13 protein-coding genes and 1 other annotated feature (1 of these 14 running past the window's edge) are annotated in these 16,228 nt (G+C 44.1%); of the genes, 1 reads left to right on the plus strand and 12 read right to left on the minus strand.

Translation table 11 applies throughout. The annotated features are described in order from the left end of the window. Positions 1-75: 75 nt before the first annotated feature. The 6 genes from NCCP2222_RS02530 to NCCP2222_RS02555 form a co-directional block, all read right to left on the minus strand. Positions 76-1,563 carry a GGDEF domain-containing protein gene (locus tag NCCP2222_RS02530; protein WP_248509296.1) on the minus strand — a complete coding sequence of 496 codons (1,488 nt, stop codon included), beginning with the start codon at positions 1,561-1,563 and terminating at the stop codon, positions 76-78. Positions 1,564-2,291: 728 nt separating this feature from the next. Then, complete coding sequence (locus NCCP2222_RS02535) at positions 2,292-3,971, minus strand: formate--tetrahydrofolate ligase (protein ID WP_248509297.1); 1,680 nt, start codon at positions 3,969-3,971, stop codon at positions 2,292-2,294. 48 nt (positions 3,972-4,019) lie between these two features. Next, the gene (locus tag NCCP2222_RS02540) at positions 4,020-4,997 is read right to left on the minus strand and encodes a zinc-binding dehydrogenase (RefSeq protein WP_248509298.1); all 978 of its coding nucleotides are present in this window, start codon (positions 4,995-4,997) and stop codon (positions 4,020-4,022) included. A gap of 261 nt (positions 4,998-5,258) precedes the next feature. Further along, on the minus strand, positions 5,259-6,029 hold the full coding sequence (locus NCCP2222_RS02545; RefSeq protein WP_248509299.1) for a metallophosphoesterase: 771 nt from the start codon (positions 6,027-6,029) through the stop codon (positions 5,259-5,261). An 89-nt stretch (positions 6,030-6,118) separates the two neighbouring features. Continuing rightward, positions 6,119-6,607, minus strand: a complete 489-nt coding sequence (locus tag NCCP2222_RS02550) for a helix-turn-helix domain-containing protein (RefSeq protein WP_248509300.1) — start codon at positions 6,605-6,607, stop codon at positions 6,119-6,121. An 87-nt stretch (positions 6,608-6,694) separates the two neighbouring features. Next, complete coding sequence (locus tag NCCP2222_RS02555; RefSeq protein ID WP_248509301.1) at positions 6,695-7,183, minus strand: dUTP diphosphatase; 489 nt, start codon at positions 7,181-7,183, stop codon at positions 6,695-6,697. 97 nt (positions 7,184-7,280) lie between these two features. On the opposite strand from NCCP2222_RS02555, the gene NCCP2222_RS02560 reads away from it, so the two are divergent. After that, complete coding sequence (locus NCCP2222_RS02560; protein ID WP_248509303.1) at positions 7,281-7,676, plus strand: sigma-w pathway protein ysdB; 396 nt, start codon at positions 7,281-7,283, stop codon at positions 7,674-7,676. Positions 7,677-7,752: 76 nt separating this feature from the next. Here the strand turns inward: NCCP2222_RS02560 and NCCP2222_RS02565 are convergent, their stop codons facing one another. The 6 genes from NCCP2222_RS02565 to thrS form a co-directional block, all read right to left on the minus strand. Next, positions 7,753-8,049, minus strand: a complete 297-nt coding sequence (locus tag NCCP2222_RS02565; RefSeq protein WP_248509305.1) for a DUF1294 domain-containing protein — start codon at positions 8,047-8,049, stop codon at positions 7,753-7,755. 274 nt (positions 8,050-8,323) lie between these two features. Next, positions 8,324-8,683: a 50S ribosomal protein L20 gene (gene rplT, locus NCCP2222_RS02570; protein ID WP_207960877.1), complete on the minus strand. Its 360-nt coding sequence runs from the start codon at positions 8,681-8,683 to the stop codon at positions 8,324-8,326. 105 nt (positions 8,684-8,788) lie between these two features. After that, a complete protein-coding gene (rpmI, locus tag NCCP2222_RS02575; protein WP_147055102.1) occupies positions 8,789-8,989 on the minus strand; it encodes a 50S ribosomal protein L35 in 201 nt (66 codons plus the stop codon). A gap of 26 nt (positions 8,990-9,015) precedes the next feature. Beyond that, positions 9,016-9,522 (minus strand): translation initiation factor IF-3, encoded by a 507-nt coding sequence (gene infC, locus NCCP2222_RS02580; protein ID WP_248509306.1) that lies wholly within the window; start codon positions 9,520-9,522, stop codon positions 9,016-9,018. A 328-nt stretch (positions 9,523-9,850) separates the two neighbouring features. Beyond that, complete coding sequence (locus tag NCCP2222_RS02585) at positions 9,851-13,810, minus strand: tetratricopeptide repeat protein (protein WP_248509308.1); 3,960 nt, start codon at positions 13,808-13,810, stop codon at positions 9,851-9,853. 141 nt (positions 13,811-13,951) lie between these two features. Continuing rightward, complete coding sequence (gene thrS / locus NCCP2222_RS02590; protein WP_248509310.1) at positions 13,952-15,889, minus strand: threonine--tRNA ligase; 1,938 nt, start codon at positions 15,887-15,889, stop codon at positions 13,952-13,954. Positions 15,890-16,001: 112 nt separating this feature from the next. Then, positions 16,002-16,228: a binding site (T-box leader), on the minus strand (it continues 5 nt past the right edge of the window).

Below are 16,228 nucleotides of genomic sequence, written 5' to 3' on the forward strand. Positions count from 1 at the left end.
AAAAGTTCTCTTTAGAAACTTGGGAGAAAAAATAGACGGAGTAAGACATATCCTTTTCTCCGCCTATTTATGGGGTTAGCAAGTACACAGTGGGTCATGTATGCTGTACCGGTTTTTACCATTCTCTTTCGATTGGTAGAGGGCGTCGTCTGCTTTTACATAGAGCGTATCAAACGTATCATCTTTCTCTGAGAATGCAATTCCGATGCTGACGGAAAGCTGAATCTCTTCAGTTAACTGCATGCCGATTACATTTCTTTCTATCTTTAAAAGAAGTTGTTCTGCAGCCCGGCAAACCGCTTCCCTCTCTGCCTTTTTGAATAATACTAGAAATTCGTCTCCACCTACTCTGGCGGCAACTGCCTTCGGTTCTACCACATCAGCTATTATTGAAGCTGCCTGTTTTAATATGCGATCCCCTTCTCCATGTCCGAGCCGGTCATTCACCTGCTTAAAGTTGTCTAAATCAATCATAAGCAATGCTAGCGGAGTCCCTCCGGCCAAGCTTCTTTGCACTTCATCCTCGAAGGCAGCACGGTTTTTCAGTCCTGTCATACTGTCATGGAACGCTAAGTGAATCGGGGCGGCAACAAGCCGGCCAATAATGAATGATAAACCTACTGCTGCCATGATAATGACTAAAAGCTGTTTGATGAACTGGTTTTTATATGCATGCAATAATCCCGTCAACTCGGAATCATTATATACAATTTCTACTACACGGTTTGTTGAATAACCACGTCTTTCTTCCGCTACATACGGAATATATCGATACGTTTTTTGCTGTCCATCTTCAACCAGCGTAAGTTCTCTCACTTCCCCGCTCTGGTTGACTTCAGTGAAAACGGTATAAAACGGCTCTTCAATTTTCTTCTGTATGTAATCATCGGTTTTCTGTCCAAGTATAAAACCTCCGGAGTTATAGACATGTATGCTATCGATAATATCATATGTATCTTCCAGTTCCTTGCTCGTCTCCAGGAAATTAAACTTCTTAAATATTTCTTCATCCTCTAATGAGGCCGCCAATTCAATTAAGTAAAGATGATCAGGAGTAGGCATATAACTGAACTTTTTAATTTCCCCAGTCTTCGATTGAATATCCATCCCGTCATGCGAAAAGTTTGACCCTTCTCTCCTGCTAGTCAGCAGGTTGGAAAACTTCGGGCAGCAATCGCTAAAGTTCAAACCGATATCTTGTTTGAAGCTGCTAAACAATACTGTATTATTTTCATTCAATATAAAAACTTCCATACCAAACTTATTCTTTAGCTCACTAAAATCCCATTGGGTAAAATCGGATTCTTCCTCGTATTTTTGAACTAACTCATGAGAGTATTCCTTCATTCTTTCCGACATTTCCTTGTCGAACAAATCATATACGGTATCTATGGTTGATAGATTGCTTATTATTTTGTCCTCTGCCATGGAAATCTTGGCAGCTTGGCTTGCAATGACACTTTCTTTCAGTTTCATATAATCAAACACTGCAATGACAAAGGAAAGCACAAGTGAGAATACAATTAAGATTATCGTTAGTTTTAATCTAAAATTCCTAGCCAAAGACGCATTCCCCTTTTGCAATCTGTATATTTTATAAACATTATAGACTATTTATACACTCCTAACTATGCTAAACGACCTAAATAATTTGATTTTTTGAGAGGAATTCACAAATTCGCCTTAATTCAAAAAAAGAAAAAACGACAAGGTTGCTTGTGTTGATCGCATGTATGAATATGCATTTCACCTTATTCACCACGACATCCCGTGTTGTTACGAATCAGCCAAAGCTTCATAACAGGATAGCGCCGCTTTAGTACATAAAGACTTACGGAAAAATCAACTATTCGCAAGGTCTATGTGGCATCCTCTTTTTAATTTATTTAGGACACCTGATGCTTGTAGTGACTCCTGCGGGAATAGCAGGAGCTTTGAGACCCCGCGGAGCGGCTTAGAGTATAGGGATGCCTTAATTTCTGTGTAACCCCAGAAATTAAGGCAAATCGAACCCTTCGAAGTTCGATTTGCTGAAGCCATGCCTGCGGAAAGCGAGCGCCGGAACGGAAAGCAGCAGTATGTTGTAATGAATATACATTTCTACTTCATTACAAGCCTTATAGAAAGTAGTAAAACGCTTGACTACAGGTAAGAAAGCGTACGCCTGGAACTGAAATTCACGGCACCAAACCGAAAAACGCTGCTGGAAACGATAAATCGTCTCCAGCAGCGCTAAGAAATTTTAGTGTGGACTTTGTCAGTACCCACACTGGACGCCTTCTTTATTTACTTTACATTAACCCAACAGCATTGCCATTTTCATCGATACCCATTTGGAGGGCTGCTGGCTGTTTAGGCAAGCCTGGCATTGTCATAATGTCTCCCGTCAAGCAGACGAGGAAACCAGCACCAAGCTTAGGGATAATTTCACGGATTATGATTTTGAAATCTGTTGGTCTGCCCAACTTTTTCGGATCATCCGTAAATGAATATTGCGTCTTCGCCATACAGATCGGAAGGATATCCCATCCATTTTGCTCGATGGCCTTCAAATCCTTCATCGCTTTATCAGTGAGGATGATTCCCTCACCACCGTATACTTTCTGAACAATCGCTGTAATTTTGTCAATGACCGGCTGTTCTACATCGTATAATGGCGCAAATTGTTTCGGTTCATCCAAAAGTGCAAGCACTTCATTCGCAAGATCAAGGCCACCTTGTCCCCCTTGTCCCCACACATCCGTCAACGCTGCGCGCACCCCTTTTGACTTACACCAAGACAAGACGAAGTCCAGCTCAGCATTAGAATCTGTAATAAAACGGTTCAGTGCAACAACGGGCTGGATGCCAAACGCTTGGACCGTTTCAACATGCTTCTCCAAGTTCACAATTCCTTGTTGCAGGGCAGATACATTTTCCGCACCTAAGTCCTGTTTCGCTACTCCTCCATGCATTTTCAAAGCGCGGATTGTCGTAACCAAGACAACCGCGTCCGGCGCAAATCCACCTTTGCGTGCTTTGATATCCATGAATTTCTCAGCACCGAGGTCGGAACCAAAGCCCGCCTCCGTAACGACGATATCAGCAAGCTGTCTCGCAGTATTAGTCGCCATCAATGAGTTGCAGCCATGCGCAATATTAGCAAAAGGACCGCCGTGGATCAAAGCCGGGGTTCCCTCGATCGTTTGAACGAGGTTCGGTTTGAACGCTTCCTTCAGCAATAGCGTCAATGCCCCTTCGACGCCAAGATCGCGGACAGTAACGGCCTCTTTATTATACGTGTAGCCGATCACCATTTGAGAGAGCTTCTCCTTCAAATCATTCAGGCTCGTCGCAAGGCAGAATACCGCCATGATTTCCGATGCAACTGTAATATCGAATCCATCTTCCCTTGGCACGCCTTGGCCAGGTCCCCCTAATCCGATAGTGACATGACGGAGTGCACGGTCATTCATATCCAACGCCCGTTTCCAAGTTATGCGGCGGGGATCGATTCCAAGCGCATTTCCTTGATGGATATGGTTATCAATCAGCGCGCTTAATGCGTTATTGGCAGTCGTGATCGCATGGATGTCACCGTTGAAATGTAGATTGATCTCTTCCATCGGCAATACTTGGGCATACCCTCCACCGGCTGCGCCGCCCTTGACTCCCATAACAGGTCCGAGTGACGGTTCACGAAGCGCAATCATTGATTTCTTGCCTAATTTGGCAAGCGCATCTGCTAAACCTACAGTTACTGTGGATTTCCCCTCCCCTGCAGGTGTCGGGCTAGTGGCGGATACTAGAACGACCTTCCCAGCTGCTTGTTTCGTTTGCAGCTTGCTGACGTCAATTTTTGCTTTGTATCTGCCGTACGGTTCGACCGCTTCCTCTGGAATGCCAGCCTTTTCAGCAATCTTGCCAATTGGCTGCATGATCGCCTGCGATGCAATTGCCAAATCAGTTAACGGTTTTGTTTTATCTACCATCCCTATCCCATCCTTTCATGATAAAACCCAATCCATTCCTCATTTATATTATATGCTTACTACTATTTTACCGAATTGTTCATTATGCTTCAGCCTTTCAAACGCTTCTTCGGCTTCTTCCAAAGGAAACGTGCGGTCGATTACCGGCCGAATGCCGTGAAGTTCTATAAAGCTCAAGGCTGCTCTCAGTTCTTCCCTGCTGCCCATTGTGGTGCCGAACAGCTGGTATTGTCCATAGAAAAATGATCGCAAATTAAAGTCGACTGTATCTTCAGTCGTCGCACCGAAAATGACAATCTTTCCACCCTTTTTCAAGACCTGAAGGGAGCGGTTGAATGTAGCCCGGCCCACACTTTCCACGACCAAATCAATGGTTTCGCCCTGTAGCTCTGCTACCCAATCACTGTTCGTATCAAGCGCTATATCCGCTCCAATTTTCCTGGCACTTTCACGTTTCGCTTCACTTCTGGATGTGACAATGACCTTGGCCCCTGCACTTTTTGCAAGTTGGATCATGAATGTCGCTACACCGCTTCCTGCACCTGGAATAAATACGGTTTGTCCTGTCTTTAAATCACCTTGCGTGAACAGGGCCCGATAGCCAGTCAGAACCGATAAGCCAATGACAGCCGATTCCTCCCACGACAAACGCTCCGGCTTTTTTTCGAGTTGCTCGGCCGAAATGACAATTTTTTCTGCAAAAGTTCCATGATCCGGCATACCCAAGATATCGAACTTTTCAGGTGGTGCTGCACTTTTCTGAAACCAGCGCAATGAGGGATTGATGATCACTTCGTCACCGATTGACCAGTCTGTGACATCGGCTCCAATACTTTCGATCACTCCTGCGCCATCCGAACCGAGCACAAGCGGTTTGCTTTCATCCCCTCTTCTACCAGGAATCATTAAATCCCTTCGGTTTAAGCCAGCAGCCTTCAAGGCGACAACCACTTCACCCATACCCGGGCTGGGATCTTCCAGTTCCCCAAGTCGCATCTGTCCAGCGGCATGCATAAATGCTTTCACTTTTCCCACCCTCTCCCCGACTGTATGTACTCTGACGTCTCTATCATACAACATAATGAAACCATTTTCATATTGTCCTTGTCGCAGATTTCAATTTATTTGTGGAAATAAAAAAACTGTCTCCTTCCACTTGTAAGGTGGCTTGTGACAGTCTTTATTGCTCAATAATGAAGTCCATTTCAGCTTTAAAAGATAATCCTCTCAAACTAGCTTTCTAAGCAATTGGATCCCTGAAAATCTTTCTTCTAACATAGTAAGTGATTACTCCACTTGATGGTGCAATTCGACGAGAACAATTTCCGGCTGGTTAAATAAACGAATCGGGATAATGCTGTTGCCAATTCCACGGCTAATGACCATCTGACTCTGTTTTTTCGAATGAAGCCCCTCCGTATAGCCGGGAAACCAGCCTTGGCCTGGCGCTACAAGCCCTCCAATCCCTGGAATACGGATTTGTCCGCCATGTGCATGCCCGCTGAAAATAAGATCTATCTTCTGCGCATAATAAGTCTCAAATTGCTCAGGACGGTGAGAAAGCAAAATTTTGTACACAGAGTCAGGTACACCTTGAAAAGCCTGTAAAATGAACTCCTTGACTGCCTCATCATCTGCTTTTCTGCTCGATAATGGATCATCAATGCCGCCAACCGCGATCTGCTGGCCCTTCTGTTCAATTAATACGGCTGTATTTGACAGAATATGCACTCCTCGGCTTTCCAGGCGACTCAGAATTTGAGCTGTTTCATTGCTTGAAATTTCATGATTGCCCGTTACGTAATAGAACGGTGCAACAGATTCTAACTCCTCGACCAGCTCCATACTGCGATCGAGTTCAAAACGATTGCTATCAATGAAGTCGCCTGTTATAAAAATGGCGTCCGGGGATAGCTCCTTCACTTTTTTTACAAGACCGGCATGTCGCTCTCCGAATTTGGCATCATGTAAATCGGACAGTTGCACAATTCGGAAGGAATTGAATTCACTAGGGATTTTGGGAGATTGAATGTCATAGCTAGTTACTCCTATTGTCATGTTATCCCTATACAATATGAATATAAATAAAAAAATTAGAAAAATCCATACCAACCTGGCTCCTTTTCGAATCCATGCCTTCTTCCTTTTCATTGCCAGCGTTTTTTCATCTTAGCGAGTTCCAATAACTCTAATACATCCTTTTTAGGTAGATCCACTAGAATGGAAAGAAGTTCCTTTTCTGCTAATCTTCTCCCTCTCCCACTTCGATATTTTTCTTTATTCACTGCATCAATTTCCGTGTATAGGTCTGGAAGCCTATCACCCTGTTCCAGTTCCCGATCGATTGTCAAATGCTCGCGAAGCCTTTCATAAAGCATATCCATACTTGTCGTATTGCCAGTAAATGCGCGTGATGTACGCGGGTCTCCTAAGATCAATTCATCCGTGGAAATGTTAAAGCGATCAGAAATTTTAGCAATCCAAGCGGCAGATGGGGCATTTTTACCCTTCTCCCAATCCTTTATCCGGCTGGCAGATGTGCCAATAGCCGCTCCAAATGCCATCATTGATAAGCCGCGTTGCTCGCGTAAGGCTTTTAATCTAATTCCAAAGTCTTCTTTACTCCACTCGTTCACAGTTACGCCTCCTCCTATTTACTTATCTATATCTTATTTTTACTTTGAGGTCGCTGTCAATCTATATTTATATTTCTATTAAGTATTTTAATACCCTTTCTTTTGTCGTGCATAATTTTCCTCATTTTTTTCTAGATATGCGTGCCAAACATCTTTATTCGTAAAGTTTAGTTTTTTCGCAATTGCACCGTAAAGAATCCATAACATTTTATAACGTTCAATTGTCGGTTCCGAAATAAAATGATTAATTGCAGCATTGGCAGCAATAAATAAATCTGTTAACTCTCCTTCCACGTCACCTTCCGGCCACTCTTGCACGAGAGTATCAAATCCCTTTTCAATACCTAAGGAGAGCAGGAAATGGATCGAGTCCACATATTCTTCTATGATTATATGATGGGGAGAGGCCTCTTTATGGCTCCAAAATTTAAAACATCTCGTTTCGTTCGCAAGTTCAGAGAGCTCGACAAGCAATGCCAAGCCTTTTTTCGTAAATAAATCTACATGGCCTTCATGGTTATTTTGGATAAATGAGTCCAAATCACGTTGCATTGTAAATAAAGTAGTCAATTCCATTAAAAAAACCTCCAAAAAATATTATTATCTTGAAACCAAACCATATACTCATCCGTATGTAGTAGATGACTATCTATATCTGTGAGGGGTTGCTTTCATGGGACTATTACTAATCCGCGTTTTCATCATAGCTTTTGTCATTTATTTATTTTACCGCGGCATCCGTTATTTGACGGATCCAAAGCGGAAATTGGATGAGGCGCATGAACAGGAGCAATATTATTTCTTTGATGACCTGAAAAATGTAAGGAAAAACTTTTTCATCACATACAAAGGCGCAATGTTTGAAGGAGAAAAGTATTTGGGCACAACAGAAGATGCTTTTGATGTTGTATCCATTTTTGTCTGGGTAAAAGATGAAAACAAGCTACAAGGTTTTACAAAAGACGATTTTCATTTCCTTGCTTCTGAGATCGCATCGAACTATCCGAACGCAGAAATCAATTGGAAAAATCCAATCGAAAAATTGATGAAGAACACCGCTCAACAGTAAAATGACATGAATAGGGAGAGCCCATCTACATCGGCTCTCCCTTTTTGATGCGGCTGCAAATGGTCGCGAGAGGCGTTCATGTCCAAATGTTCCGCCCTCCCGTTACATCGATTCCAAATAAATATAGCAGAACAGTGATGTCGAGCAGGGCAAGTACCAAAAAACCGATACGGAACGAAGTATGTCTCGTTTTATGGCGGAATAGCTGCATGCCTAAATAGGAACCAATTCCTCCACCTGCAATAGCGAAAAGCCATAATGTCTTCTCTGGAATTCTTCTTTTTTTCCGTTTTGCCTGTCTTTTGTCATACCCCATTAAGATGCATGACCATATAGAACAGAATAGGATCCATCCGATGAGCAACTCATTCATTGTTTCATCTCCCTTATCCTTAATAGTACACCGTCATATGGACCAATGGAATGGTGTGGCTTGGAAAAAATTTGAACCTTTTTCAAATTCCTTTTTGTGCTGTAGAATTCTCATTGGCTGTATGGGAAGTCCTTTAGAATCAGCCGCCCTCAAAAGGACCCTACTCGTTAACAAGTTGATTGTTTCAAGCAAAGGGCATGACAGGAGTCAAGCAGCATGAAAAAACGCCTTGCCTCGGTACGAATCCGATTAGCAAGGCGTCCTGTATCATTTCTTATTTCGCGATTGATTTTTTTGCAGTATCTGCAAGTTGTGCAAACGCTTGTGTATCTGTTACAGCAAGATCAGCAAGCATTTTGCGGTTTACTTCGATGCCAGCCACTTTTAGGCCGTGCATAAGAGTGCTGTAAGAAAGGCCATTCATACGTGCAGCCGCATTGATACGTGTGATCCATAGTTTACGGAAATCACGTTTTTTCTGACGGCGGTCACGGTATGCATAGTTAAATGATTTCATGACCTGTTGGTTTGCTACTTTATAAAGTCTATGTTTAGAGCCAAAGTAACCTTTTGCTAGTTTCAATACTCGATTACGGCGCTTGCGCGACACTGTTCCACCTTTTACGCGTGGCATAGTAATTACCTCCTGCTATTCCTATAAGAATGTTGTAGTTTCGTTTTTAAAAAGGCGGGTTGCTGGGTTTCCATCCAACCGGATCCTTCATTTTAAAGCCATGAATTACTTCATGTATGTGATCATTTCACGGATACGCTTGTAGTCTCCAGAAGAAACAAGGGAAGCTTTGCGTAGGTGACGCTTCGCTTTCGTCGACTTGTTTGCGAAAAGGTGACTTGTATAAGCACGACCGCGTTTCACTTTACCGGATGCAGTTTTTTTGAAACGTTTTGCTGAACCGCGGTGAGTTTTCATTTTTGGCATGATCTGTTCCTCCTAAATCGTCTCTGTTACTTCTTTTCGATGGTCGGCGCAAGTATTAGGAACATGCTCCGTCCTTCCATTTTCGGTTTTACTTCAACCGTAGAAAATTCTTTGCACTCTTCTGCAAAACGATCCAATACACGTTGACCGATTTCCTTATGCGTGATAGCACGTCCCCGGAAACGGATAGACGCTTTCACTTTGTCTCCGTTTTGCAAGAATTTAATGCCGTTGCGAAGTTTCGTCTGAAAGTCATGTTCATCAATTGTCGGGCTTAACCGGACTTCTTTGATGTTGATGATCTTTTGATTTTTTCGCACTTCCCGCTCTTTCTTCTGCTGTTCAAATTTGAACTTCCCATAGTCCATGACACGAGCTACTGGGGGTTTTGCTTGCGGAGCGACAAGGACGAGGTCTAAATTCGCACGAGCTGCGATGTCAAGCGCCTCATTACGTGATTTAATTCCAAGCTGATCTCCATTGTGATCGATCAGTCGAAGTTCCCGGGCACGGATGCCCTCGTTAACGTACATGTCTTTGCTAATAGTAATCCACCTCCGAATATTGTCTCGCGAACACACGAATTGGGTATACCGCCTATCCTTCCGGCGGAGTCCCACAGGTCATTCCAAAATTGAAAAGCGAAGTGGCGCCAGAATTCCAGACATAAAAAAAGTAGACAAATCGTAGTGATTGTCTACCCGCATATGCGTACGCACATGTAAATGCACGGCACGTCATTCATGTGTCTTACCTGTCAACAGCGTATAGCGTCAATCAGGTGAGAAGCGGGCAGCCTCTTCTTATACCACAAACTGTATTCATTAACCTTTATAACTTTACCATACCGTGCATCTGTTGTCAACTATTGATTTCTTCTAATTCATCGAGGCGAACTCCAAGGAATCGGACAAAGTCATCCGTCCCCATATGAGAATTTTGCATTTCCACAAGCCATTGGTCTTGCACTTCCTCATTTGCGGAACGAAAATACTCCCAAGCCTTCTCGGAAAAACCTGCAAAATAATATACACGCATCAAACCGATATGTCCTTCTTCCACTTCAGGATCCAGCTCTACCGTCTTGTCATAGCTCGCTTTCGCAAGGTCATATTTGCCAAGATGAAGCAGGCAGTCTCCTTTCCAAGCCCATCCATATGGATAATCTGGATACATCTCTGTGATTTTGGCAAAGTGTTTGAGAGCTTCCTCAAAGTCTGCTTGTTTGCCGATACGTAATCCATAATCGAATGAATAGAACCCTGCCAGCCTGGATACATCGAAATCATCGTGTTCATATAAGCTTAGAATCTTTTTTGCCTCCGGCCTATTATCAACTCTCCATAGATATTTTGCTAATTCTACGAAGTGAGCGCCATTTTCCGGCTCCAATTTAGCCGCGAATTTTAATAAGGTAGTAACATAAACGGTGATTGGAGATATTTTCGTAGCCGCCCTCAGCTGTTTTAGGAATGAATAGTTTCCGTCTTTTATCTCAAGCCAAGGCTCTGCCAAGGCCATAACTTCTCTGCCCAGCTGATGGCTTATCCAAGCCTTCTCCTCGTCGGAAACATTCAATCGTTCAATCGGAAGGGAACCAAAATTATTTTGCTTGCTGAAATACATGGCTTCCGCCCAGAATGGATATAGGGATTCGTCTTTTGGATATTCTTCGACGAGCTTTGTTAAAATGCCATTCGCTTTTTTATACTCCTTGTCTTTCAAGAGCAATTTTGCCAGCCGAAATTGAATAGAAGGGCTCTCCTGCTCAGAAAGGAGTTGGATTGCTTCACGGTTTGGCAAGAGGGAGCTTTTTGAAATAATCCACCAATCCTCATCCACATCTCCTCTAATTTCATCTAGCCGTTCGGATACTATCCGTTTTTCCTTTTCGTCTAGCCATCCTGCCATTCGTTCCACTTTGCATACGGCCGGGTACATCTCGAGCAACTCGAACCCATATCGTTTGGCAGCTTCATCATCCTCTGCTTGCTCGTAAATTTCAAACAGCTCCTCACGCGCAGCATGGAAGTTGCCATCAATCTCAAGACAAGCTTCAAAATGTCGTTTGGCTTTCTCCAGTTCACCCATTCCTTTGTTGATCAATCCCAACCGGTAATGAGGAAACGTATTTTGCGGATTCATCTCAAGCGCATCACCTAGTAGTTCCAGCGCCGTTTCTATTTCTCCTGTTTGTTCTCTCAAAAATGCTTCATAACAATATAAATCAGGATCCTGTTCACGATTTCGCAGTTTAGCAAGCACATTCGCTCCACGCTGTTCTGCTGGGGTATCCTCAACGTAATCGACATATCTTCGGACAAAAGCCATCACTTGCTCTTCCGTATTCAAAAGCCCTTCTTCCATGATATCCAGAGCTGTCTCATGTTTCGTTACCGTTTCAGCCGTTTCGAACAGCATCGCTCCCGCCCGGAATGTATAATAAGCGGAGCCGATGCGCTCTGCCTGCGAGGTAACAGACTGCATGGCCTCTTCCCATCTCCCTGCTTTCGCCATGGCCTCCCCTTCATAGATAAAGGCTAGCGAATCGCCTTCCGGATCTCGCTCAGCGGCTTCTTTGTATGCCTGTTGAGCAGATTGAAAGTCCTCCATTCCCGCTCTTGCGTGACCCGAATATAGCCATAGATACGTCGCCTCTTCACTTGGCACGCTAGAGATTCCCTGTTCACAGATGGCAGCTGCCAACTCGTAGCTTTCCTTCTCCAGGTACATTTCAGCAATCCGCAGGTAAGGATAAGGAACAGCGGGATTGAGCTCCATAGAACGCTCCAGCCATTGAATGGCCTCTGCCTCATTTTTCGCTATTTGACAGCGTCCAGCTTCATAAGCGTAATAGGCATTATCCGGGTCTTGCTTCGCCAAGGCAAGAAATTGTTCCACGGCATCGGCTGTTTGCCCATTTGCCAATAAAGCAGACGCATAGGTTGAGGCAACAAATTCATCTTCCTCATTCTGATACATAGCTGTTTCTGCATAGTCTACTGCCTCTTCCGTTCTGCCAATTTCCTCTGCACATCTTGCCAAATACGCAAATGCAATGGGCTGGTATGGATCCATCTCAAGCGACCGCTCTAAATGGAAAAGAGCATCCGGGTAGGCATCCCTTTTATAGGCGTCAACACCGAGCAAATAATGAGAGAATGGAGAAGGCCGTTTCAATTCACTCATAATGGCCATAAAGGAGTCCCGGTCCCCGTATCGCATATAGGAATTGGCAATAAGCAACGCAACTTTCTGCTCCTCCATGCCAAGCCTCTCTTCGACATGCTTTCTCCACTGATCAACATAAGGAAGGAACTTATCATCATGACCAAGGGATAAACCAAGCACCGAAGCATAGACCTCTTCTTCATTCCGCAGTAAAAAGGCCAAAAACTTGTCTGTCATCTCTTCGCTCGCTTCGTCCAGATCATCCACCCGTGAAAAAGCTTCCTGAAAGAATTCATGCTCTTTCTTCGGCAGATCTGGCAAAGTGTGCGCATGCTCGCGCGGAATGAAGACGATTGCCAAACCATCCTTCATGCGATTGAACTTTTGAAACACATCATACGGCACATAGAACGGTTCCAAACGGTTTGGATCCTGAATCGACAAGATTTGCAGCCGGTCATCGTATCCCCTGACTAGCTGGACGTGCGAACTATTTTCAACCATGAGATCCAGCATGACCGGCAGACCGAGATCAATCAACTGTTTGAGTGCTTCAACCGTGCTTTTGAAAAACACTGCTTGGAAACCTAATGATTCCATATAAGAAGCGGTCTTGCTTATTCTGGAACCAGTTCTATCGAATATATGGCTTGCCACTTCATCCTGGGTTATGTCATGGCCTGCTGCCCTTACAATCATTTCAATCGAAGCAGGCACACAATAATTCACTTTCTGTTTAATCGGTATCAAATGTACTTCATTTCTCTTTCCTGTTTCATCAAGAGATTCGGGATTAAATACGGTATTTTCCAGCACATCTGAGTATAAAGCGATCCACTTTCGGAAATCATCCCAGCGATCCAGCCGGTATAGTGTATCGGTTTGTATGTAAATGAGATAATTACGCTGGCGGATATACGGCTGAGCTTCCAACATTTCAGGAATTAGGAGGCTCACTTTCTCATAGTCTCCATCTGTATAGAGATGATCAATATTGGCGATTTGCAGCGTCACATCATCCGGGTAACGTTCCATCCCTTCCCGCAGAATATCGGATGCTTCTTCACGAGCTCCCCGTTTCGCCAGCAATTCGGCATACGCCGCATAGGTAATCGCACCCCGTTCTGTCAAGGGCAGGGCATCACGCAATATCTGCTCCGCTTCTTCTAACCGATCCATTTCAATATAATACGGAGCCAATTGATCCGCATGGATTGTTCCGCCATTCTTCTCGATTTCCTGAATCGTGCGTGCTGCTTCAGGAATGCGATTCATCATCGTTAATGCATGTAATCGAACTTTTAATAAATAGTTCCTATCTTTTTCTGTGTATGATGTATTTTGTAATTGCTCTTGAATTAAATGATCGACTCGGAACGGGCGATCCCTCTCTAGGAGCGTATGGCATTTCCACGCAAATGTTCGTGCCGTTGTAAAACGGCGATGCGCATAGTACGCTAAGAAATTCCCATATTGCGAAAGCGCCCCATTATCCAGCAAACGAATGAGCCGGTAGCTTTCCTCTTCAGAATCAATCAAACGTAAGTAATCAAGAACATCTCTCCTTGAACATTGATGGAGAATTTGCAGCACGTCATTCGCCTGGCCGATTGTTTTAATATCGGAAGGTTTGACAATTGTCTCTATCATGTATATCCCTCCATTTTATGCAGACAACTGTATTGTACTTTGAACACTTCAAGAGAATCAAAGTTTCAAATAAATTAGTCGAAAAATAATAAAAACATCCCATTTCTCGTTAAGGAGAAATGGGATGCAATACCTATTTCGTTATTCTTTATTCGCAACAACCGACTGCAACAGTTCAAGGAATTGAGCAAACGGCATGCTTTCGGAATTTTGTTCACCATATTTCCGTACATTCACTTCACCAGACTCAACTTCCTTGTCTCCAAGCACGAGCATGAACGGTACTTTTTGTACTTGAGCTTCCCGGATTTTGTAGCCGATTTTTTCATCTCTGCTGTCAAGATCCACTCGGAAACCAGCAGCCACTAACTTTTCACGCACTTCGTTTGCATATTCGAAATGCACTTCAGGCGATACAGGGATCACTTCCACTTGGACAGGAGCAAGCCATGTCGGGAAGGCGCCTTTGTATTCTTCGATCAAGAATGCGACAAAACGCTCCATTGTTGAAACGACACCACGATGGATAACAACCGGACGATGCGGCTTTCCATCCTCTCCGACGTATGTGAGATCAAAACGTTCAGGAAGGAGGAAGTCCAGTTGGACAGTCGATAATGTCTCTTCCATGCCAATAGCCGTCTTCACCTGAACATCAAGTTTCGGACCATAGAATGCTGCTTCTCCATCTGCTTCCACGTATTCAAGCCCCAGCTCATCCATCGCTTCTTTCAACATGCTTTGTGCCTTTTCCCACATCGCATCATCGTCAAAATACTTTTCTGTATCTTGCGGATCCCGGTAAGAGAGACGGAAAGAATAATCCTTGATATTGAAGTCTTTATACACTTCGATGATCAATTGGACGACACGCTGGAATTCTTCTTTAATTTGATCTGGACGGACAAAGATATGAGCATCATTCAGCGTCATGCCTCGAACTCGCTGCAATCCGGAAAGAGCTCCAGACATTTCGTAACGGTGCATCGTGCCAAGCTCAGCAATGCGGAGCGGCAAGTTACGATAAGAGTGGATGCCATTTTTGTAAATCATCATATGATGCGGACAGTTCATCGGCCGGAGCACCAAATCCTCATTATCCATACTCATGACCGGGAACATACCGTCCTGGTAATGATCCCAGTGTCCGGATGTCTTATATAGCTCGACACTACCAAGAACCGGTGTATATACGTGGTTATAGCCGAGTTTCTCTTCTTTATCGACAATGTACCGTTCAATTACACGACGAATCGTTGCGCCTTTTGGTAGCCATAGCGGCAACCCTTGGCCGACTTTTTGGGAGTTCGTGAATAATTGAAGCTCTTTGCCGATCTTCCGGTGATCCCGCTCTTTCGCTTCCTCCAACATACGCAAATGCTCTTGCAATTCTTCTTTCTTGAAGAAAGCAGTTCCATAAATACGTTGGAGCATTTTATTATCAGAGTTACCGCGCCAGTAGGCACCTGCGATGCTCAACAGTTTAAATTCCTTCAATTTTCCTGTAGAAGGAACGTGAATGCCGCGGCAAAGGTCGAAGAATTCACCTTGTTCATAAATCGATACTTGCTCGCCTTCAGGAATGGCTTCGAGAAGCTCCAGCTTGTAAGGATCGTCAATCTCCTTAAATCGTTTTTCCGCTTCTTCGCGTGAAACATCATGACGGACAACCGGCAAGTTTTCTCCAATGATTCGCTTCATTTCCTTCTCTAGTTCAGGCAAGTCCTCTGCCGTGATTGGAGTTGGCGAGTCGATATCATAGTAAAAACCGTTATCAATGACCGGACCGATACCAAGTTTGGCATCCGGGAACTTGCGCTTCACCGCTTGTGCCAGCAAATGCGCTGTACTATGGCGTAAAATTTCTAACGCTTCCGGTGATTGAGGTGTAATAATCGCGATATCGCCATCTTCCTCGATTGGCGTTTTCAGATCAATCAGCTTATCTCCCACTTTACCTGCCAATGCGCTTTTGCGGAGTCCCGGGCTGATGGACCCAGCAACGTCTTCTGTAGTTGTGCCTTTTGGAAACGATTTAACCGCTCCATCGGGGAATTTCAATTCAATTTGTTCCGACATGGTCAGTCTCTCCTTTATAGTTAGTTGGATAAGAACGGATGGTTCGTATTGGTTTTTAGTTAGTCGAATATATAAAAAACTTAAAAACCAATAAAAAAAGCCCCATCCCTATAAAAGGGACGAAGCGTATGTTCGTGGTTCCACCCTTCTTCCTTCCCTCCGGCAAAATGCCGGAAAGACGAAGCTTTCCAATCGGCTAACGGGCCGGTGCCGTCGACGGATACTCATTTCCCCGTCGCTGCTCCGAGGTGGTCCATCGATTTTCTGTCCTGCGGGGCTTCCAGCCGATGACCCCGTTCTCTGTAGGATGATGAATCGATAGTTGTCCTCATCTTCACA

This window comes from Sporosarcina sp. NCCP-2222 (genome assembly GCF_023168145.1).
In the GTDB taxonomy this organism is placed as follows: Bacteria; Bacillota; Bacilli; order Bacillales_A; family Planococcaceae; genus Sporosarcina.